Raw genomic sequence first — 21474 nt, 5'->3', positions numbered from 1 at the left:
GTGCGAGGCGGTGTGTTCCCCGCGCACCGGCCGCGCGGCCGTGCGGTCAGTGCGCGCCGGCCGGAGCGGCCGTCGCCACCTGTGCCTTCTCCTCGGTGCCCGCCACTCCGAGCCGGTCCAGGAGCCGGGCCCGCAGCGCCGTGAACCCCGGGTCGGCGATGTCGCGCGGGCGCGGCAGGTCCACCGCCGTCTCGTACGCGATCCGGCCGTCCTCCATCACCAGCGCGCGATCGGCGAGCAGCAGCGCCTCGTCGACGTCGTGCGTCACCAGCAGCACCGCACAGCCCCGCTGCTGCCACAGGTCGGCCACCAGCCGCTGGGCCTTGATCCGGGTCAGCGCGTCCAGCGCGCCGAACGGCTCGTCGAGCAGCAGCAGATCCGGCTCCCGCACCAGCGCGCGGGCCAGCGAGGCGCGCTGGGCCTCACCGCCGGAGAGCGTCTTGGGCCAGGCGTCGGCGCGGTGCCCGAGCCCGACCTCCTCCAGCGCCGCCACGGCCGTGGCCCGCTCGGGCCGTCCCGGCAGCCCCAGCAGGACATTGCGCCACACCCGCTTCCAGGGCATCAGCCGAGGCGCCTGGAAGGCCACGGCCTTACGGCGCGGCACCAGCACCTCGCCGTCGATCTCCCGGTCGAGGCCGGCCAGCACCCGCAGCAGCGTCGACTTGCCGCAGCCGCTGCGTCCGAGCAGCGCCACGAACTCGCCGGGCCGCAGCGTCAGTTCGAGGTCGTCGATGACGGCCCGGCCGTCGAACGCCCGCACCAGGCCGGCGACCCGCACGGCCGCACCGGCCCCGTCGGCCGTCTCGGGGGTCACCGTCCGGTGAATGTCGGTCGCCATTGCAGCAGCAGCCTTTCGAGGGTGCGGACGAGGAAATCGGCGAGCAGGCCGAGGATCGCGTAGACCACCAGGCAGACCACGATCACGTCGGTGCGGAAGAACTCCCTGGCCTGGTTCATCAGGAAGCCGAGGCCGTCATCGGCGTTGACCTGCTCCCCGAAGACCAGCGCCAGCCAGGCGGTGGCCAGCGAGTAGCGCAGCCCGGTCATGGCACCGGGCAGCGCGCCCGGCAGCACCACGTGCCGGATCAGCCCCCAGCGGCTCAGCCCGAGCGAGGTGCCGGCCTCGACCAACTGCGCGTCCACGCCCCGGATTCCGGCATAGACGTTCAGATACAGGTGGAAGGCCACCCCCAGCGCGATCAGCGCGATCTTCGGTGCCTCGCCGATCCCCAGCCAGACGATGAACAGCGGGATCATGCCCACCCAGGGGATCGACCGCAGCATCTGCACGGTCGCGTCCACCAGATCCTCGCCGAGCCGCGAAAGCCCGGAAGCCAGCGCCAGCGCGACACCTGCCACCCCGCCCAACAGCAGCCCCACGGCGACCCGTTGCAGCGACACCACCATCGCCGACGGCAGCGTCCCGTCCGAGATCAGCCCCGCTCCGGTGGCGGCGATGGTGCCGGGCGACGCCAGGATGTCCTCGTGCAGCACGCCGCTCGCACTGAGCACCTGCCACAGCGCCAGCAGCGCCACGGGGCCGACCGTACGGCGCAGCCACCGCGGCACGGACCGCCGCCGCCCGGACACCGGCACCACACGCGACAGCTCGGGAGGTGGCCCCGCGGACGCGCCTTCCTCGGCGAGCGCCGCGGCCCCGGCGGACGTATCGGGTGGCACCTGACCGGCCACGGCCTGATCGAGACTCATCGGAACTCCACGGAGGGGAGGGACGGGGGAGGGGGAGGAAGAGGGAAGGGGCGGGCGCGGAACCGCAGTTGACCGGCGCGCACCGGAAAGGGCCACTGGCAGGGCCACCGGAAGGGCCACCGGCAGGGCCCGTGCCGGAACCGCACGCGCACGTCGGACCCGGCCGCTCGGGTACGTGCGGCGGACACGCACGGGGGAACAACGCGCTATGGAACGCGGAACGGGGAACGCGAAACGCGGGCCACGTGCCCGGCAGGGAGACAAGAGCCGCAAGCCCTCAGAAAGAGGACGCCTCGGGCAGGGAAAGCGTCAGCAGCCGCGGCGACAGGTGGCGGAGGCCACTCGCAGCAGGTCGATGTGACCACGCGTCGTGAGCTGGGCTGACGTAGACATGCCGCCGAACGTAGCGGGGCGCCGAGATGAGGGTCAATCGCCGTCTCGGCAGGTGGACCTTTGTTGCGGGCGTATGGCGGACGCGGCCCCGAGACTGCGGCCCCGGCACCAGCCGCCGTACGAAGATGGGCACATGAGCACCACATTCATCACGCGCACCCTCGACGTCACCACCGGCTCGACGGAGACCGTCGCCGACCTGACAGCCGATTGCGACGCCTTCCTCCAGGAGGCCGCACACGGCGGCGACGGCCTCCTCAACCTCTTCGTCCCGCACGCCACCGCCGGCATCGCCATCCTGGAGACCGGCGCGGGCAGCGACGACGACCTGCTGTCCGCCCTGCACGACCTGCTGCCCGCCGACGACCGCTGGCAGCACCGCCACGGCAGCCCCGGCCACGGCCGCGACCACGTCCTCCCGGCGCTCGTCCCGCCGCACGCGACCCTGCCGGTCATCGCCGGGCGGATGGCCCTGGGGACGTGGCAGTCCGTGTGCCTCGTCGACACGAATCGCGATAACCCGGACCGTCAGGTGCGGTTGAGCTTCTTGGGTTGACCTTGAGCCGGTCGTCCCTGCCGGGCCTGGTCCGGGTGCCGGCCCTCGCACGCTCCCGGGAGACAGAGTTGCAGGGCCGGGCGCCCGCCACGCCGGTTCGTTCGGTGGGGCCGATGCCGGAGGTGTCACGCCTTCCCACGTGTAGAGCTGTGGCGGCACCCGGAGGAAGCGCGCAACCTGAGTGCTCGGGGCCGTGCGTCATAGGCTGGATGCACAGCACGAGGGGAAGGCTTCGTTGAAATACCATGGAGCGAACTAGCCTTGGGGGAGTGCGGGTGGAATCCGACGGCGTGGTCGGCCCAGTGTCCGGGCAGCAGGGACCATCACCTGTTTCCGCGTCGTCCAGACCCGTGGCACCGTCGCGAAGCGGCAGGCTCGACGACCAGGTCCCCTTCCTGGCCCGGTTGGAACACCAGGAACGTGTCGCGCTGCTGGAGCTGGGCCGGCCCATGAAGTGCGGCCCGCGGTCCGTACTGGTCCGTCAGGACGAACCGTCCACCCACGTGGTGATCATTCTCGTCGGCTGGACCAAGGTCACCCGCTCCACAGCCAATGGTTACGAGGCGCTGCTTGCCCTGCGGGGCCCCGGCGATGTCGTCGGGGAGGCATCCGCCGCCAGTGGCCGCCCGCGCTCTGCGACGGTCACCGCGCTCGGGAAGGTCGAGGCCGTCACGATCGAGCGCGACCGGTTCCTGGGCCATCTCGCGGAATTCCCGGCCTCGTCCCTCCAACTGCTCACCCTTACCGGAGACCGGACACAGGCCAGCGACCGGCGACGCGTGGAGCAAGGCGCACTCGGAGTCCGTGAGCGGCTGTCGCTCCTGCTCCTGGAGCTGTCGCGCACACACGGGGTGCAGGACGCGGAGGGAGTGCGCCTGACCAGCGGTCTCAGCCAGCACGAGCTAGCAGGCGCGGTCGGAGCCTCTCGCGAGGCGGTGGCCAGACTTCTGAAGGAACTGAGGGAACGCAACGTTGTCCGGACCGGCCGCAGGGGACTGGTCATCATCCGCCCGGACCAGCTGCGCCGGATGGGTGGCGGCGAATAGCCGACGGCCGTGCAGCCGGGGCGAGTTGTGTGTCATCGGTTACAGACGCTGTGTGCAACTGTTCCTTCTCCATTGTCAGACCCCCACGAGATAGTGCTCCGGACCGAGCCCGACAGTCCGAGAGGCACCCATGAGCCTGGGTCTGACAGAACCCGTCAACCGCACCATTCTGCTGCTGGACATCGAGGACTTCAGCCGACGGGACAATGTGGTGCAGGCCTTCCTGCGCCGGGAACTGCACAACGTGGTGGAGGACACCCTGGCCGCGGCGGGTGTCGAGCGGAACATGCAGTACCGAGAGGACCGCGGCGACGGTCTGATCGTGCTGGTCAGTGCCGACATCCCGAAAACGGTGCTGCTCCGGGCCCTGCTGACGACCATCCCGGATGCGTTGTGCCAGTACAACCGGCTGGCATCGAGCAGCGCGCAGATGCGGCTGCGGATGGTACTCGCCGCAGGTGAAGTCGCCTTAGACCCGAAGCAGGGCACGGTCGGCGGGCTCGTCGGCCATGACCTCAACCAGTCCTGCCGGCTGCTCGACGCCGACGCCCTGCGCGAAGCGCTCGCGCAGCGAGAAGCGGACTGTGTGCTGGGAGTGTCGTCCCCCGTCTACGAAGGTGTGGTTCGCCACGGACACCGCGGACTGCGCCCGGAGGAGTTCCACCACGCGGCGGTGTCCGTGAAGAAGGACCGGCTCGACCTGTGGCTGCACGGTTCGCTGCCGTACGGCACCACCGCCCCCGCACCGGAGCCCGGGTCCGTCGGAAGCGGCGGCAGGAGTACACACGAGGGCGCCACTGGGCGGGCCTCGGCGCTGCCTGCCGCGGCGCCCGCGAGCAGTGGGGCGGCATTCGCCTTCAATGGCGGAACGGTGTCGGTCGGCGGCAGTCAGGTCAACGGCGATCAGACCGGGGTCAGCGGCGGCCACGTCACGGGCGACGTGGTCATGGGCACGGTCCGGCACGAGGGCCGGAGTGAGCAGGCATGAGCGAGCAGCAGCCCGGTGACAAGCCACCGGACCGCCCCCAGGACGACACCGACCCGGCGGGCGGCAAGCATGAGCAGACGAACGACGAGCATGTTGAAGAGGAGGGCGACCGCCCGCAGGACCCCTGGGCGGCTCGGCGCGACCTGTACGAACACGTACCGTCCGCCGTCGGCGGCAGCCTGGTTGGCGGTGATCAGACAGGGGTCAGCGGGGGCAGTGTAGGAGGCGACGTCGTCCTCGGCACGAAGGTGGAGCACCACTACCGCTTCGGTGCCGCCACCCACACCTCCGGAAACATTCCCCCGGCCGAACTCGACCAGCTCGCCCTGGAGTTCGCCGGATACGAGGAACTCGTGCACCCCCTGCGCGAGCGGCTACGTGAGAAGAGGGTCCTCGTGCTGTACGGCGCGCCCTTCTCCGGCCGCCGCAGCGCGGCCCTGATGCTGCTGCGCTCGCTGGATGCCGTGTCTGTACGCGCCGTCGACCCCAACATCCGCCCGACCGCGCTGAAGGACGAGGTCAACGGCGATCAGCACGGCTACCTCGTCAGCGATCTGGTGACGGGCAGGGAGAACCCGCTGCGCGACATCGATCTGTGGGCCGTGCGGGACGTTCTCCGGGACAAGGGTGCCTATCTGGTCATCACCGTCGACCTGTTCGCGACCCTGCGGGGTGTCGAACCCGTCCGGTGGCAGCCGCCGTCGCCCCAGGCCGTGCTCCGGTCACATCTGCACGCCTTGGTGGACGATCCGCCGAGAGAGCGCGAGCTGCTGGCGCTGGACCTCTCCCGGGAGTTCCTCGAGAGGGACGACCACCAACTGCGGGAGGCAGCGCAGTTCGCGAAAGCCCTTGCCGGACATGCGGACGGCACGGTCTCCCGGGAGAAGTTGGCGAACATCGGCCCGGAGCTGGTCCGGGAGCAGGTCAGGGCATGGTTCGGGGACGATGAAACCCTTCTGCGGGACAAGGCGTTCCTCATCTCCCTGGCGGCGTTCGACGAGGCCGCCTACGCTCTGACCGCGGAGCTCAGCGACACCCTGTGGGCGGAGTTCCAGAGAACCGAGGACGCCGGGAGGCAGCCCCGGGTCGGCATCTTCGGGACGTCCATCACCAAACGCCTGCGCCTGGCCCGAGCGGTCGAGTACCGGAAGGAGGAGCACACCGAGTGGGGCCCCGTGTTCCAGCGCATGGCCCGCTTCCAGGAACCCAGAGCCTCTGGCGAGGTCCTTCGCGAGGTCTGGACAAGCCACCCCTCCGCGCGGCCCGCACTGCTCGCGTGGCTCCGGAAGCTCGCGCAGGACGGCCGTCCACTGGTGCGTACCCGCGCGGCGGTGACCGCCGCGGTGCTCGCCCAGACCGACCTGCCGTCGGCGATGGCACTGCTTATCGAGGGCTGGGCGAAGTCGAAGCTCTACCGCGACTGCCTCGTCGCCGCCAACGCTCTCGCGACGGCATATGCCGTCGGTGCCCCGAACATCCCGCAGATCCTCCGCTCGTGGTGCGACGAGGAAGCCGGACCACGGCTTCGCTGGACAGCCATCCGGGCCTACGCCCTGGTGGGCGCCAGGATGCCCGACGAAGCGCTGAAAGCGCTGGCGGAAGCCGCTCGTACTGGGGACGACGAGCAGGAGGCGCAGCATATCGCCGAGTCCGCCGCGCTGCTGCTGAGCGACGAATCGGCGCCGGTGCGTGGCCGGGTGCTGCGCGGCCTGCTCGACATCCTTCAGGACGGGCCTTCCGGCCGCCAACTGGCACTGCACGCTTTCGTCCTGGCCTGCACACGCGCCGAGAGCCGGCTGATGCTGCGGTGGTACGCGGAGGCCGCCTCGGCGGGCCAGGCCGAGGACGCGCGGCAGCTGTCCCTGATGTGGCAGATCGCCCTGGGCGATCTGCGGTACACGGCAGATGCGTTGAAGGCGCTGGCCGGCTGGGCCCTCGAGGCGGACGGTGATCCGCGGGCCGAGCGGGAGCTGGCGATGCTCCTTCCGGCGCTGGTGGTCTCCGATGAGGATCGCAAGCGCCTCGATCACATGCTCGTGACACTGCGCGGCGGCCGCGGCGGTACGGGGGCGCCACCCGCGGTCGCCGACCGTCTGCGGGGCGTGCTGTGAGGCGCCGCTTCTCGTCTGCGGCCACGGGCTGCGAAGTTCCGGAACACCACTCAGTGAGGAGAGAGCAACCATGGCGGACCTCCGTCGCGAGCCCGACTGGGACCAGGGCGCAGACCGGCACAGCGAACTGATCGACCCCGTATTGACCGTGCGTCAGTTGTCCCGGTTCGGCCACCACAGGGGTTACTGCCGGATCGACAACGCGCTGGTCTTCACCACGGACAAAGGGGAGTTCGAGGTCTACCTGCCGCCCGACCGTCCGGCGCGCTCCCTGTTTACAGCGAGGCGGTACACCGCGGTCTACGAAGTCGACATGGGGGTGCACGCCTGCACCGTGTCCCTACCGCTGCCCAGCGACAACGATGCCTTCGACTTCACCGCCGAGGTGGAGCTGACCTGGCAGGTCTCCTGGCCGCAACAGTTCGTGGCCTCCGGGGAACGGGACGTGCCCGGTCTCCTGAGGCGCCGGCTGGAGCAGCTGATGTACCCGGTGAGCCGTGGCTTTCCGCTCGACCGGAGCGCGGAGGCCGAACGTGCCGTTTATCACGTGCTCGCCAGGGCGGGCGAGTTGGGTGCCGAAGCGGGGTTGCGCACGTCGTACGCCGTGCGGCTCAGGCTGGATGACGAGGCGATCGGCCACCAGCGTGAGCTCCGCCGGATCCGGTACAGCGACGAACAGCTGGGACTGTCGCACGACGTGGCGATGCGGGAGGACCGGCTCAGCGCGGAGCGGAATGCGGAGCAGGCCCGGCACGATCACGAACTGGCCATGCTGCAGGGCCGCCAGGATGAGGAAGTCAGGGAGCTGGAGGCGAAGAAGGTCCACTATTACGAGTACTACCTCCAGCACGGTGGTGTGGCGATGTGGGCCCTGCACCTGGCACAGCACCCCGAGGATTCCCGGTTGGTCATGGAGAACCTGCAAAGGGACCAACTGGAGCTGATCCGGAGCCAGTCCGAGACCGCCCTGCAGGTTCTGAAGGAAGGGAATCTTGAGGACTACCAGCGAGCGGGGCTGAACAAGCAGGCTGTGGAGATCCTGGAGGGGCTCCTCGCACGCAACTTGCCCGGTATCGCTTCTGCTCCCCCCACACCGGACTCCCTGCCCTGGGCCGGTCCCACCGGCACTCCGGTGCGTTTCCACAAGCAGTGGGGCGGATCGTCCGCCGACAGCGCCGAGGAGGGGCGATGAGCAGTCGTGGGGTGCAATTTCCGACGGTGGGGGCCCGTCTGCTCACGGAGCTGCGCTCCGAGACAGCTCGTGCGGACAGCAAGGCGTCGCTGCTTCTGGGGGCCATGAGCATGACGGTGAGTCTGCTCGGTGGTCTGTTCGCTGCCCGCGGATGGTCTCTATCCGGGCTCTCCGCCTCCGGGAGCGTGCTGTTGTGGGTGGCCATGGCCTCTCTGGCCGGTGCACTGGGATGCCTGCTGCTCGCCGTCCTGCCCCGGTACGGCACCAGCCGGTGGTCGCCGGGGCGGCCCTTGACGTACTTCGACGACATCCGCCGTGCCGCGGAGGACGGGCGGCTTGCCGAGGCCCTCGCCGTCACCGCGGCACATCAGACCGACGGATTGCTGGAGGCGCTGGCCCAGAACAGCCGCATCGTCGGCGCCAAACACCGCTGGATCCGCGTCGGCCTGGCTGCCTACTGCGCGGGCGTGGTGCTTCTTCCCCTCGCGCGGCTCGTCGGCTGAACGCACACCGGCGGCCTGCTCCTTACCGCGTCGTCACGATCCGACCGTATGCCGAGACAGGAATCTCTCATGACCACTCCCTTCGACTCCACCCACCCCGGTCGCATTTCCCTGCCTGAAGCCCCGGCCTATCCGGTTGCTGTTCCTTTTCCGTCCCCGTGCAGCCCGGACGAGACGATTCCGTCCCCACCGCCGTACCCGGGCAGCGCGGCACCTTCCGTGGCCGCACCCCCCGCCGGGAAGCCGGAACAGCAGTCCGGGTCTGGGAAGCGTGCGCCGCACGAGGGTCTTGGCCGTCGTGGGCGTGTGCACCTCGCCAAGCGGCAGCGCAGCATAGACGCCACCGCCGTGGGTCAACTGCTGCTGCAGTTACCCTCGTTCCTCGCTGGCCTGGTGATTGTGGCGACACTCTTCCACCTCCTGTTCTCCGGCATGGGCTGGTTGGGAATCCTGCTCTGGATCGCTTCAGGTGCCATGGCGTTTCACCGGCCCACCGAGAGAGCCCTGGCTCGTCATTTGCTGAACCTCCGTCATCCCACCCACGAGGAATTGAACCGGCTGGAACCGCTGTGGCGGGAAGTGACGGCGCGGACGGGTGTAGAGGGCCGTGCCTACGAGCTGTGGATCGAGGACAGCGATCACCTCAACGCACTGGCCGCGGCAGGGCACATCGTGGGCGTCACCCGGTTTGCACTGGAGCGCCTGTCTGATGGTCAGCTGGCCGCCGTCCTTGCTCATGAGCTGGGGCACCACGTCCGTGGACACGCGTGGTCCCTGATCCTGGGGCAGTGGTATGCGGTTCCGGGGCGGTTTGCGTGGGCCGCTGTGCGGAGGCTGATCCGGCTCGTCACCGTCGTGGGCCGTGGGCGCCTGAGCTTCTGGGCGGCAGCGCTGCTTCTGGCGGTGGGCGCCATCGCGCTGGCGGTCGCGTGGGAATACTGGTTCCTCACCCTGACGCTTGTGGCCGCCCCCTATCTCCTCGCCGCCGTGACCCGCCGGACCGAACTGAGGGCGGATCACCATGCGGTAGCGGCTGGTTTCGGGCCGATGCTCGCCGAGGTGTTGCACATGATGCAGGCGGAGGAACGGGAGGGCGGGCATGTGACGACTTCGGCTCTGTCCGGGTGCGGCAAGACGGCTGAGATTGACCCGGGAACCGCCGCCCGCGGCCGTAGGCGGAGTCTTTCGGGCAAGCTCCTGTCCTCGCACCCCGACTACTACACGCGCCTGCACCACCTGGCGCCGTACCCGGAGGGTCGCTGAATCTGCTCCAAGTCGGATCCTGAGGCTGCGCTGCCGCCGCACCCTCGCGGGCCCTGTACCGCTCAGTCAACGCGTGTGGGGCATGTTTGATTGTCCCAGCGGAGTGTGGCGGACACCAACAAGGACAACCCGCACCGCGAGGTCCGGCTGAGTTTCCTGGGATGACTGAGGCCGTCCGGGCGGGGACCGCGGTGGTGCGAGAAACATCACCTTTGGATGGATCTTGACACCAGATGGTCAATTTGGGCGATGCGTCGGTGACAGGATAGAAGGGATTCCGCACCATTTTCGTGCGATTTCAATCCGCAATCCTGCCAGCCTCCGTCCGTCCCCGGACCGAGACAATCGATGGGCCCCGTCCTGCCATGCCGCTCCCCTTCCTCCATCGTCTGCGCGACCGTACGCTGCACAGCCCCCAGCCCTCCCTGCCGCGCGGCGCGGGCGCGCTGGATCTGTGCGTCAACGATCCCGTCGGGCTGGCGATGGCAGGCGTGGGGATCTCGGTCAGGGACGCCCACGGCCAGGAAGTGACGCACGGCCTGACCGATCCCAACGGCCGGCTGACCGTGACGCTGCCGCCCGGCGGCTACCGGCTCGTGGTGACGTCCGACGGCTTCAGCCCGGTCCGGTGCGAGGCCGAGGTGGTGGCGGGCGAGCGCACCGTGCAGCGCCCCGTCACGCTGGAACTGGCACCGGCGGTCCCGCTGCCCGAGCCCGGCCAGTGGCGGATCGACCCCGACCACTCCGCCATCCGCTTCGCCGCCCGGCACATCGGATTGGCCGACATCTACGGCCGCTTCAACACCTTCGAGGGCGGACTGTGGATCGGCGAGCGGATGCAGGACTCCCGGGTCGAGGTGACCATCGACGCGGCGAGCCTGGACACCGGCGTACGGATGCGGGACGACCATCTGCGGTCGGCGGAATTCCTGGACGTGGCCCGCTTCCCCTACCTCCAGTTCGCCGGTGACAAGTTCGTCCACAAGGGCGGCAGCCGGTGGGCGGTGCAGGGCGTGCTGCACCTGCACGGCGTCAGCCGCAACGTCCAGCTGGACACCCGCTACCTGGGCATCGGCACGGGCATGGCGGGCGAGACCCGCACGGCCTGCCGCGCCGTCACCGAACTGCACCGCGAGGACTTCACCCTCGACTGGCGCAAGATGCTGGCCAGAGGCATCGCCGCGATCGGCGCGACGATCCGGATCGATCTGGATATTCAGGCGGTTCGGCCGGAGTAGCGGCCGGGGAGTGAGAGGGGCGCCCCGCCTTTCCGGCAGCTGGCCGGGGAGGCGGGGCGACGTCATATGCGGCCGGGGCGCCGGCGGGCGGGGCGAGCGGGATTCCCTGCCAACGTTTTCGTTTTCGCAGGTCGTGGGCGCGGCTGGTAGGGAATCCCTATAGCCGTTTCGTCAAAGCCGTCTCGACCGGGGGCGGTCGGGCTGATTCAATCGGCGGCATGACCGAGGAACGGCAGGAACTCACGCGGCGTCGCCACGTCGACCTGTCGCGGGTTTCCAGTGCCGTCTGTACCCCGGCGGCCGTTCGGGCCTGAGCGCACTGTGGACAGCGCGCGTAGCCGGTAGCCTCCGCGCCGCCCGTTCCGGATCTGCTTCTCCCTCCTCTCTCCTCCCTTCTTCCTCCCCCTTCCCGCGCGCGACGGCCGTCCGATGCCGTACGGACCGCGTCCGCGGCCGGGCCCGGCGCTGCCCGGGTGCCCGCTCACCGCCCCCGGAGGCCCCCGCATGCCCTCGTCCGCCCTCCCTCCCGAACTGTCCGCGCGCCTTCGCGCCGACGCCGCCGCACTCGAAGCGCGCCGTGAACTCCCTTACAAGAGTGTGGAGTTGGTGCGGGACAGTGGGGTGGGGGCGCTCCGGGTGCCGGTGGAGCACGGCGGGCGCGGTGGTTCGCTCGCCGCGTTGTTCCGTGCCGTCGTCGACCTCGCCGAGGCCGACTCCAACGTGGCGCAGGCGCTCCGCCCGCACTTCGGATTCGTGGAGTTGCTGATCAGCCAGGGCACCGAGACCGAGCGGGAGCGCTGGTTCCCGCTCGTCGCGGGCGGTGCGCTGTTCGGCAACGCGGCGTCCGAGCGGGGCACGGCACACCCCGGGGAGATCAGGACCCGCATCACGGCCGACGGGGAGCACTTCCGGGTCGACGGCACCAAGTTCTACTCGACCGGCTCGCTCTTCGCCGACTACGTCGTGGCGATCGCCCTGGACGACGAGGAGCGCCGGGTCCGGGTGGTATTGCCGCGCGACCGGGAGGGCCTGGAGCTGGCCGACGACTGGGACGCGCTGGGCCAGCGGACCACCGCCAGCGGCACCACGCGGCTGCGGCAGGTGCGGGCCTTCGCCGACGAGGTGGCCGTCGATGCCACGGCCCGGCAGCGCCGTACCCATCTGGGCCCGTACTACCAGCTGTACTTGGCGGCCGTGCACACCGGCATCGCCAAGGCGGCCGTGGCCGATGCCGTGGAGTACGCGCAGGACAAGGCGCGGCCCGTGCAGCACGCCGGGGTCGCACGGGCCGTGGACGATCCGCTGGTGCAGCACACCGTCGGCTCGATCGCCGCGCTCGGCTATGCGGCCGAGGCCGCCGTGCTGCGGGCGGCGGATGCGCTCGACGAGGCCCTGGCGGTGCGCGGTACGGACGGTGTCGCGGGTCTGCCCGATGCCCTGCACGACGCGGCGGTGCAGGTGTCGCAGGTGCAAGTGGTCGCGGCGCGCGCCGCGTTGGACGCGGGGGAGCGGCTCTACGACGTCGGCGGCGCCTCGGCGACGCTGCGCGAACACCACCTCGACCGGCACTGGCGCAACGCCCGCACGCTCGCCTCGCACAACCCGGTCGCACACAAGGCCAGGGTGGCGGGCGACTGGCTGCTCAACGGCACCCCGCCCCCGCTGAACGGCTTCTTCTGACCGCCAGGCTCCGCCCCTCGTCCCGCCTTCCGGCCGCTCGTCCCGGCCCCCTCCCCGGAGTTGCCCGTGAAGCCCCCGTCCCGCAGGCGAGCCGCCACCGCGCTGGTGGCCCTCGCCCTGACCCTCCTCGCCACCGGATGCGGCGCCGGCGGTGTCAGCACCGCACCGCTCGGCGCGCGGCCCGCGCCCGGCGGCACCCTCACCTACGCCACCGACCGCGAACCGACCTGCCTCGACCCCCACGTGTCGGGCGACATGCCGCAGGCGTACGTGGCGCAGCAGTTCCTCGACTCGCTGGTGGCCATCGACGCGCACGGCCGGATCAGGCCGTGGCTCGCCACCTCGTGGGAGGTCTCCGATGACGCCGGCACGTACACCTTCCACCTGCGCCGCGACGTGCGGTTCACCGACGGCACCCGCTTCGACGCGGCGGCCGTGAAGGCCAACCTCGACCACATGGTGAACCCCGCCACCCAGTCGGGTACGGCGGGCGGCTACCTTGCCCCCTACAAGAAAACCGAGGTCGTCGACGCCTTCACCGCCCGCGTCCACCTGGACCGCCCCTACTCGCCCTTCCTCAGCATGCTCGCGCAGACGTTCCTCGGGATGGAGTCCCCGAAGGCGCTGAAGCGCGGCAAGGAGGCGAACTGCGCGGCCCCGGTCGGCACCGGGCCGTTCATCGTGAAGAAGTGGCACCGGCAGTCCGACGTCGAACTCGTCCGCAACCCGCACTACAACTCCCCGCCCCCGTACGCCCGGCACACCGGGCCCGCCCACGTCGCCAAGGTGGTGTGGCGGTTCATCCCGGAGCCCGCGACCCGCTTCGCCGCCGTGCAGTCGGGGCAGGCCGACGTGATCGACGCGCTGCCGCCGGAGGACCAGGCGTCCGCGGAGCGCGACGGCCGCCTGAAGGTCGTGGTGCGCGACCGTCCAGGCAACCCGACGAACCTCGCCCTGAACACCTCCCGTCCCCCCTTCGACGACCGCCGGGTGCGCGAGGCTTTCCTGTACTCGGCGGACGTCGTCAACGGCCTCAAGAGCGTCTTCTTCGGCCAGTACCGGCGCGCGGGCGGCCCGCTCAGCTACGTCACCCCGCACTACGCGAGCGGGTACGAGAACGCCTGGCCGCACGATGCGAAGCGGGCCAACGCGCTGTTGGACAAGGCGGGTTGGGGTCACCGGGACGGCGCGGGCTACCGCGTCAGGAAGGGGCGCAGGCTCACCGCCGACGTCCTGCTGAAGTCCGACATCAGCCCGAACCAGCTGGCCCTGATGGAGCAGATCCAGGCCACCGCCAAGGACGTCGGCTTCGACCTGAAACTGCTCAGGCTCGACGCCGCCACCGTCAACACCCGCTACCTCGCCGGTGATTACGACCTGCGCGACGGCTACTGGAACACCAACACCCCGGACGTGCTGCACACCGTCTTCGGCAGCGAGTACGCCGTGCACCACGGCATCCACTCCAACGCCTCCTACGTCAAGGACCCCGCCCTGGACCGGCTGCTGCGCGCCGCGCAGGCCACCACCGACGACGCCGGGCAGCGGCGGCTGTACGGCAAGGCACAGCGGCTGATCTCCGCGGGGGCCTACCAGCTGACCCTCTACCCGCAGACCACCCGGCTCGCCGCGCACCGCGCGAGCGCCCGCGGCGCGGCACTCGAACCCGCCCTGTCCCTGCCCTACCTCTATGACGCGTGGGTGAACACCCGATGACCGCCACCGCCCCCCGCCTGCGCCGCTACGGCGCCCGGCTCGCCGGCGCCGCCCTCGTCCTGTGGGCGGCGGCCACCGTGACCTTCCTCGCCCTGCACCTGGTGCCCGGCGACCCCGTACTCGTCCTGCTCGGCGGCGGCTCGGGCGCCAACCCCACCCCTGAGACCATCGCCGCCACCCGCCACGCCTACGGACTCGACCAGCCGCTGTACGCGCAGTACCTGCACCACATCGGGCGGCTGGTCACCGGCGACCTCGGCGTCTCCACCTCCCTGAAGGAACCGGTCGCCGGGGTGATCACCCAGCAGCTCCCGGCCACCATCGAACTGACCGCGCTGGCCCTGCTGTTCGCGTGGCTGCTCGCCGGCGCCGTGGTCCTCCTGTCGACCGGCCGCAGCGCACCGGCCCGCGCTCTCGGCTCCGGCCTGGAGACGGTGGCCGCGGGGCTGCCGCACTTCTGGCTCGGTGTGGTGCTGCTGTACGGGTTCGCGTTCCGGCTCGGCTGGTTCCCCGTCGCGGGCGGTACCGGCATCGCCGCGCTCGTCCTGCCCGCCCTCACCCTGGCCGTACCGCTCGCCGGCTACCTCGGCCAGGTCACCCGCGGCGCCCTGCTGACCGCGCTGGAGCAGCCGTTCGTCACCTCGGCGCGGATGCGCGGCATGAGCAGCGCCGCGGTGCGCGCTCGCCGCGCCCTGCGGCACGCGCTGCTGCCCCCGCTGACGCTGTCGGGCTGGGCGGTCGGCGCGCTGTTCTCCAGCGAGGTCGTGGTGGAGTCGGTGTTCGCGCGCCAGGGCATCGGCCGTGCGCTCCTCAACGCCGTACTCGCCCGCGACCTGCCCCTCGTCACCGGGATCGTGCTGCTGATCGCCGCCGTGTACGTCCTCGTCAACCTCGCCGTCGACCTGCTCCACGCGGTGGTCGACCCGCGCATCCGCACGCCACGGGAGCTGTGACACGTGACCACCGCCCTGACCGCCCCCGCGCAGGCCGAGCCGCGGGTGCGCCGGATACGCCCCGGCCTCATCGCCGCCGGGGTCTTCCTCGCCCTCGTCGTGCTGGCCGCGCTCGCGCCTGGCCTGCTCACCACCTACGCTCCCGACGCCATCAGACCGGCCGACTTCTTCCAACCACCTTCCGCCGCCCACTGGTTCGGCACCGACCAGAACGGCCGCGACGTCTACACCCGCCTCGTCCACGGCGCCGGACAGTCGCTGCTCATCGGCCTCGGCGCCACCGCCATCTCCCTCACCCTCGGCATCACGCTCGGCCTGACCGCGGCGCTCGGCGGCCGGCGCGCCGACTTCGCGGTCGGCCGGGTACTCGAAGTGCTCTTCGCCTTCCCAGGGCTGCTGCTCGCGCTGCTGTTCATCGCGGTGTTCGGCACCGGCGCGGTCACCGCTGCCGTCGCCGTCGGCATCGGCGAGGCCGCGGGGTACGCCCGCCTGATCCGCGCCCAGGCCACCACCGTGGTCCGCTCCGGCTACGTCGAGGCGGCCCGCGGCCTGGGCCATCCGCCGCTGCGCGTGGTGCGCCGCACCGTCCTGCCGAACGTGCTGCGCCCGCTCGCGGCACTCGCCACGCTCGGCATCGGCCAGTCCGTGGTGTGGGCCTCGTCCCTGTCCTTCCTGGGCCTGGGCGCCCAGCCGCCCGCAGCCGAGTGGGGCGCGATGCTCGCCGACGGCCGCACCTTCCTGCAGTACGCCTGGTGGACCTCGTTCTTCCCCGGCCTGTTCATCGTCCTGACCACCCTGTCCACCACCGTTCTCGGCCGGCGCCTGCAAGCCTGGCTGGACGCGAGGAGCAGCTGATGCCCGCACCGGATGAGCCCACCGCACCGCCCGGGACGCCCGCGCAGCCCGTACCGCTGATCCGCGCCGAGAACCTCACGGTCGGCTTCGGCGCCCGCACCGTCGTCCACGGCGTCTCGCTCACCGTGCGCCGCGGCGAGACCCTCGCCCTGGTCGGCGAGTCGGGATCGGGCAAGAGCGTCACCGCCCGCACCCTCGTCGGTCTGCCAGGGCCAGGGGCGCGGGTGCGCGCCGACCGCCTGGAGTGGCAGGGCGAGTCCATCCGCACCTGGGGCGAACGGCGCCTGCGGCGGATACGCGGCCGTGGCATCGGCTTCGTCCTCCAGGACGCCCTGGTCTCGCTCGACCCGCTGCGGCCGGTCGGCAAGGAGATCGAGGACGCCCTGAAACTGCACGGGTACGGCGACCGCGACGCGCGGCGCGCACGGGTGCGGGAGGTGATGGAACAGGTCGCCCTGCCCGACCCCGCGCTGCGGGCCGCCCAGTACCCGCACGAACTCTCCGGCGGCCTGCGCCAGCGGGCCCTGATCGCCTCCGCGCTCGCCCTCGACCCGCCGCTCCTGATCGCCGACGAGCCGACGACGGCACTCGACGCGACGGTGCAGGCGCAGATCCTCGACCTGCTGGCCGCCGCCCGCAGCCGGGAGCGCGGCCTGCTGTTCATCACCCACGACCTGGCGGTGGTGCGGCGCCTCGCGGACCGGGTCGCGGTCATGCGGGGCGGCGAGATCGTCGAGGAGGGGCCCGTCGGCCACGTCCTCCAGGACCCGCAACACGCCTACACCCGGCACCTGTTGGCCGCCGACCCGGCCCTGCACCCCAAGGGCGCGCGGCTCTCCGCGACGCCGCGCCCCACTCTTCCCGCACCGGAAGGAGAGCGGCCGAGCGGAGTGGTCCTGGCCGCCGAAGGACTGCACAAGACCTACCGGGGCAGGATGGCCGTCGCGGACGTGTCCTTCGCGCTCGCCGCCGGACGCACCCTGGGCATCGTCGGCGAATCGGGCTCGGGCAAGTCCACCACCGCCCGCATCGCCCTCGGCCTGACCCGCCCCGACAGCGGCACCGTCACCCTGCACGGCGAGGAGTGGAGCGCGCCCGCCGAAAAAGCCCGCCGCCACCGCCGCCACCACATCCAACTCGTCCACCAGGACCCCCTGTCGGCCTTCGACCCGCGCTGGACGGTACGCCGCACCCTGGCCGACGCCGTCCGCCTGCACCGCCCCGGCCACCCCACACCCGGACCCGCCGAAGCGGCCGACCGGGCCCGGGAACTGGCCGCGCAGGTCGGGCTCCCGGCCGACACCCTCGACCGCCACCCACTGCACCTGTCCGGCGGCCAGCGTCAACGTGCCGCCCTCGCACGGGCGTTGGCGCCCCGCCCCGCCATACTCGTCCTGGACGAGCCCGTCTCGGCACTCGACGTCTCCGTCCAGGCCCAGGTACTCGACCTGCTCGCCGAACTCCAGGACACCCTCGGCCTCGCCTACCTCTTCATCTCGCACGACCTGGGTGTCGTGCAGCACGTCAGCGACGACGTGCTCGTGATGCAGGGCGGCCGGATCGTCGAAGCCGGCCCGGCCACCGCCGTGTTCGCGGCCCCGGCCCACCCCCACACCCGCGCCCTCCTGGACGCCGTACGCCCCCTCACCCCCTCCGGAGCCACCCGATGACCGACCTCGCACCGCTGCGCTTCAACGCCTTCGCCATGAACTGCGTCTCGCACATCAACCACGGCCAATGGGTGCGCGACGACACCCGCCAGACCTCCTACACCGACCTCGACACCTGGGTGGACCTGGCCCGCACCCTGGAGCGCGGCCACTTCGACGCGCTGTTCCTCGCCGACGTGATCGGCACCTACGACACGTTCCGCGGCGGGCGCGACACGGCAGTACGCGAGGGTCTCCAGGTCCCCGTCAACGACCCGTCGCTGCTGGTCGCGGCCATCGCCCACGCCACCGAACACCTGGGCCTCGCCTTCACCCAGTCCGTCCTCCAGGAACCCCCCTACAACTTCGCCCGCCGCCTGACCACCCTCGACCACCTCACCAAGGGCCGCGTCGCCTGGAACGTGGTCACCTCCTACCTGGAGTCCGCAGCCAAGGGCCTGGGCCTGGACGGACTGCCCCTGCACGACGAGCGCTACGACCGTGCCGAGGAATACACCGACGTCCTCTACCAGCTCCTCGAAGGCAGCTGGGAAGAGGACGCCGTCGTACGCGACCGGGCGCGCGGCATCTACGCGGACCCCGACCGCATCCACGACATCCACCACGAGGGCCGCTTCTACCGCGTCAACGGCCCCCACCTCTCCGAGCCGTCACCGCAGCGCACCCCGCTGCTCTTCCAGGCCGGATCATCCGAACGGGGCAGGGAGTTCGCGGCCCGCAACGCCGAGGCCGTCTTCCTCGGCGCCATCTCACCGGAGGGCGCGCGGGCACAGGTCGACGACGTGCGCGCACGAGCCGTGGCGCACGGCAGGGACGCAGGCGACATCCTCTTCTTCCAGGGCCTGACCCTGATCATCGGCTCCACCGAGGAGGAAGCCGCCCGCAAGCTGGCCGCCTACCGCGACAACACCAGCCTCGACGGCTTCGCCGCCCACCTCTCCGGCTCCCTCCAACTCGACCTTTCCCAGGTCGACTTCGACGCCCCCGTCGGCGAGATCGACACCAACGGCGTGCAGGGCTTCGTGCGCTCCCTGGTGGAGGGCGCACCCGACAAGAACTGGACATTCGGCGAGGCCCTGCGCGCACGCGCCTGGACCCGCCCGGTGGCCGGCGTACCGGAACAGATCGCCGACGAACTGGAGCAGTGGCGCGGCGCGGGCATCGACGGCATCAACCTCTCCTACGTCACCACCCCCGGCTCCTTCACGGACTTCGCCGACCACCTGGCCCCGGTGCTGCAAAAGCGCGGCCTGCTCAAGACCGAGTACACCGAAGGCACGCTCCGCCAGAAACTGTTCGGGCGCGGGGACCGGCTGCCCGGCACGCATCCGGCGGCTCGATATCGGCGGGGGTGAGGCCGCGGGCGGCTGCGGTCGGGGGTGGTCCGCCGCCGCCCCAGGTGGTGCGGTCGACCGGACCGCCGTGTACGGTGTCTCGCCAACTGCCGCTTCAGGAAAGGGCGGTTGACTACACCCGGAGGGCTCCATGGGAACCGTCAGATCCGTCATGCGTGGAATCCCGGCGTTGCTCGTCGCCGCCGTGCTGCTGGCCGTGACCGTTCCCGGAGCGGTCGCCGCTCCGGACACCGTTCCCACCTCGGCTCCCGCCGCGTTGACGGGGGACGATCTCGCGGCCTCGTGGACCGGCCCGCTCAGCACCCGGGGCCGGTACATCGTCGACGCCCACGGCGACCGCTTCAAGCTCAAGTCCGGCAACTGGGCGGGCGCCCAGGGGACGTACGTGGGCAGCGGCGACGTCGGCGACGTGGCGAACCATCAGGCGCACCAGAAGTCGAACAACATCCCTCTCGGCCTGGACCGCACCCCGATCGGCCGGATCATGGCCGACTTCCACCGCCTCGGTATCAACAGCATTCGGCTGCCGTTCGCCAACGCACTGGTGCACGACAAGACCGAGGTGCCGGACACCGCGGTCGCGGCCAACCCCCAGCTCAAGGGGAAGACGCCGCTGGAAGTGTTCGACGCCGTCATCGCGGCGCTGACCGCCGACGGCTTCGCGGTGATCCTCAACAATCACACCACCAGCTACCGCTTCTGCTGTGGCCTGGACGGCAACGAGCGCTGGAACAGCGGACAGTCGACCCAACAGTGGATCGACGACTGGGTGTTCATGACCAAGCGCTACCGGGCCGACAAGCGCGTGGTCGGTGCCGACCTGCGCAATGAGGTCCGCCGTGACACCTGGGACGACGCCAACTGGGGCCGGGGCGACGAGCACGACGAGTACACCGCCTTCGAGCAGGCCGGGAACAAGATCCTCCAGGCCGCCCCCGACATGCTGATCATCATGGAGGGCATCAACTGGCAGGGCATCCCTGCTGCCCCCTTCCCCCACCAGCGTCCGGACCTCAAGCCGGTCCGCACGCTCTCCCACACACTGATCGACTCGAACAAGCTGGTCTACGCGGTGCACTTCTACGGCTACACCGGCCCGGCCAACACCGGTGCGGGCAGTGGCCCGGGATCGACCGACGACCCGCGTTACCAGGACTTCACCCCCGAGAAGCTCGCCCAGGTCGTGAGCGACGAGGGGCTGTTCGTCACCGAGGAGGGGAAGCACTTCACCGCCCCGGTCTGGGTCAGCGAGTTCGGCGCCGCCGGGCGCGGCTCCACCGACGCCAAGGAGAAGACCTGGTTCAAGAACTTCACCGACATCCTGGTGAAGAACGACACCGACTTCGCCCAGTGGCCGCTGGTGGGCTGGAGCGACGACAAGGGCACGCCGAACGACAACTGGGCGCTGATTTCGTACGACGCATCCGGAAACAAGCTCAGCGTCGAGGACGACGGCGACTGGCGGGCCACCGACTGGAACAAGCTGGTCAACGCCCCCGCCAAGAGCGGCCCCATCGGCCCGGTCAACCACTGGAACATCGTCTACACCGATCACGGCGACTGGAACCTCTCCCGCACCATGCTCGCCAAGGCGGACTGGAGCCCGGACAACTTCAAGGGCAACTGCCCCGACACCGAGCGTCTGATCGGACTCAGCCACAGCAACGGCCGCGGCCTGTGCACCGACGTCGCCGAGCCGCTCAAGGCGGCGGGTGCCTGGGAGATGGTCAGCGACGAGCGCTACGTCAAGCAGGGCGACTGGGCCGGCGGCTACAACAAACTCCAGTGCCCGGTCAACAGCTTCGCGGTCGGCTACAGCAAGAACGGCCCCGCCATGGTCTCCCTGCTCTGTGCACCCTCCGCCACCCCGCTCCCCCTCGAGGGCCGCAGTGTGTGGTTCGACCGAGGCGACAACCGCCCCGCCACCGGCGGCGCCAAGGGCAGTGATTGGGCCGAGAGCGACTACAAGGGTCAGTGCGCCGACAACGAGTACATCGCCGGCGTCGCCATGACCTGGAAGTCCCTCCAGCACGGCCGCCCCGACGCCCTGCTGTGCCGCCCCCTCACCTGATCCACCCCGCACCGACGGACCAGGAGCATCCCGGCGCGCCTCGACTGAAGATCGCCGCTGACGGATTCCGCCCCGGGGGCCGACCACCGCGCATCATCTCTGCCGGACTGCCCCAGCAGTACTTCGTTGGGTTGGTCGGCGCTGTGGTCGGCGCTGTGGTCGGGCGAGGTGGGC

At 70.9% G+C, this 21474-nt stretch carries 19 protein-coding genes; 16 read left to right on the top strand and 3 right to left on the bottom strand.

Annotated elements, in window-relative coordinates; all coding sequences use genetic code 11:
- Window positions 1-46: 46 nt before the first annotated feature.
- From ACGFNI_RS06875 to ACGFNI_RS06865, 3 genes are all read right to left on the bottom strand, one after another.
- Window positions 47-838 (bottom strand): ABC transporter ATP-binding protein, encoded by a 792-nt coding sequence (locus tag ACGFNI_RS06875; RefSeq protein ID WP_393681272.1) that lies wholly within the window; start codon window positions 836-838, stop codon window positions 47-49.
- Window positions 811-1710 carry an ABC transporter permease gene (locus ACGFNI_RS06870; RefSeq protein ID WP_393681270.1) on the bottom strand — a complete coding sequence of 300 codons (900 nt, stop codon included), beginning with the start codon at window positions 1708-1710 and terminating at the stop codon, window positions 811-813. Before ACGFNI_RS06870 ends, ACGFNI_RS06875 begins: the two co-directional genes overlap by 28 nt.
- Window positions 1711-2019: 309 nt before the next feature.
- Entirely contained in the window at window positions 2020-2103 is an 84-nt protein-coding gene (locus ACGFNI_RS06865; protein WP_372463791.1) for a putative leader peptide, read from the bottom strand.
- Window positions 2104-2236: 133 nt separating this feature from the next.
- Between ACGFNI_RS06865 and ACGFNI_RS06860 the strand changes: the two genes are divergently transcribed.
- The 16 genes from ACGFNI_RS06860 (at window position 2237) to ACGFNI_RS06785 (ending at window position 21300) form a co-directional block, all read left to right on the top strand.
- The gene (locus tag ACGFNI_RS06860) at window positions 2237-2659 is read left to right on the top strand and encodes a YjbQ family protein (protein WP_393681268.1); all 423 of its coding nucleotides are present in this window, start codon (window positions 2237-2239) and stop codon (window positions 2657-2659) included.
- Between the two features lie 350 nt (window positions 2660-3009).
- Window positions 3010-3705, top strand: a complete 696-nt coding sequence (locus ACGFNI_RS06855; protein ID WP_393681266.1) for a Crp/Fnr family transcriptional regulator — start codon at window positions 3010-3012, stop codon at window positions 3703-3705.
- Between the two features lie 130 nt (window positions 3706-3835).
- A complete protein-coding gene (locus ACGFNI_RS06850) occupies window positions 3836-4693 on the top strand; it encodes a hypothetical protein (protein ID WP_393681265.1) in 858 nt (285 codons plus the stop codon).
- Entirely contained in the window at window positions 4690-6804 is a 2115-nt protein-coding gene (locus tag ACGFNI_RS06845; protein WP_393681263.1) for a hypothetical protein, read from the top strand. Before ACGFNI_RS06850 ends, ACGFNI_RS06845 begins: the two co-directional genes overlap by 4 nt.
- A 70-nt stretch (window positions 6805-6874) precedes the next feature.
- Entirely contained in the window at window positions 6875-7996 is a 1122-nt protein-coding gene (locus ACGFNI_RS06840; RefSeq protein ID WP_393681261.1) for a PE-PGRS family protein, read from the top strand.
- Window positions 7993-8499 (top strand): Pycsar system effector family protein, encoded by a 507-nt coding sequence (locus tag ACGFNI_RS06835; RefSeq protein ID WP_393681259.1) that lies wholly within the window; start codon window positions 7993-7995, stop codon window positions 8497-8499. The genes ACGFNI_RS06840 and ACGFNI_RS06835 overlap by 4 nt, the downstream gene beginning before the upstream one ends.
- A 306-nt stretch (window positions 8500-8805) precedes the next feature.
- The gene (locus ACGFNI_RS06830; protein WP_393681257.1) at window positions 8806-9762 is read left to right on the top strand and encodes a M48 family metalloprotease; all 957 of its coding nucleotides are present in this window, start codon (window positions 8806-8808) and stop codon (window positions 9760-9762) included.
- A 365-nt stretch (window positions 9763-10127) separates the two neighbouring features.
- Window positions 10128-11000 carry a YceI family protein gene (locus ACGFNI_RS06825; protein WP_393681256.1) on the top strand — a complete coding sequence of 291 codons (873 nt, stop codon included), beginning with the start codon at window positions 10128-10130 and terminating at the stop codon, window positions 10998-11000.
- A 218-nt stretch (window positions 11001-11218) separates the two neighbouring features.
- Window positions 11219-11314: a putative leader peptide gene (locus ACGFNI_RS06820; protein ID WP_393681255.1), complete on the top strand. Its 96-nt coding sequence runs from the start codon at window positions 11219-11221 to the stop codon at window positions 11312-11314.
- Window positions 11315-11504: 190 nt separating this feature from the next.
- Window positions 11505-12680, top strand: coding sequence for an acyl-CoA dehydrogenase family protein (locus ACGFNI_RS06815; RefSeq protein WP_393681253.1), 1176 nt, complete (start codon window positions 11505-11507; stop codon window positions 12678-12680).
- A gap of 66 nt (window positions 12681-12746) precedes the next feature.
- A complete protein-coding gene (locus ACGFNI_RS06810) occupies window positions 12747-14396 on the top strand; it encodes an ABC transporter substrate-binding protein (protein ID WP_393681251.1) in 1650 nt (549 codons plus the stop codon).
- Window positions 14393-15349, top strand: a complete 957-nt coding sequence (locus ACGFNI_RS06805; RefSeq protein ID WP_393681249.1) for an ABC transporter permease — start codon at window positions 14393-14395, stop codon at window positions 15347-15349. The genes ACGFNI_RS06810 and ACGFNI_RS06805 overlap by 4 nt, the downstream gene beginning before the upstream one ends.
- Window positions 15350-15352: 3 nt before the next feature.
- A complete protein-coding gene (locus ACGFNI_RS06800; protein ID WP_393681247.1) occupies window positions 15353-16204 on the top strand; it encodes an ABC transporter permease in 852 nt (283 codons plus the stop codon).
- Window positions 16204-17874 (top strand): dipeptide ABC transporter ATP-binding protein, encoded by a 1671-nt coding sequence (locus ACGFNI_RS06795; protein WP_393681245.1) that lies wholly within the window; start codon window positions 16204-16206, stop codon window positions 17872-17874. Before ACGFNI_RS06800 ends, ACGFNI_RS06795 begins: the two co-directional genes overlap by 1 nt.
- Entirely contained in the window at window positions 17871-19229 is a 1359-nt protein-coding gene (locus ACGFNI_RS06790) for an LLM class flavin-dependent oxidoreductase (protein WP_393681244.1), read from the top strand. The genes ACGFNI_RS06795 and ACGFNI_RS06790 overlap by 4 nt, the downstream gene beginning before the upstream one ends.
- 130 nt (window positions 19230-19359) lie before the next feature.
- On the top strand, window positions 19360-21300 hold the full coding sequence (locus ACGFNI_RS06785; protein ID WP_393681242.1) for a glycoside hydrolase family 5 protein: 1941 nt from the start codon (window positions 19360-19362) through the stop codon (window positions 21298-21300).
- Window positions 21301-21474: the final 174 nt, after the last annotated feature.

The sequence above is a fragment of the Streptomyces sp. NPDC048644 genome (assembly GCF_043199105.1).
Taxonomy (GTDB): domain Bacteria; phylum Actinomycetota; class Actinomycetes; order Streptomycetales; family Streptomycetaceae; genus Streptomyces.
This window is presented reverse-complemented; position numbering and strand designations above follow the sequence as displayed.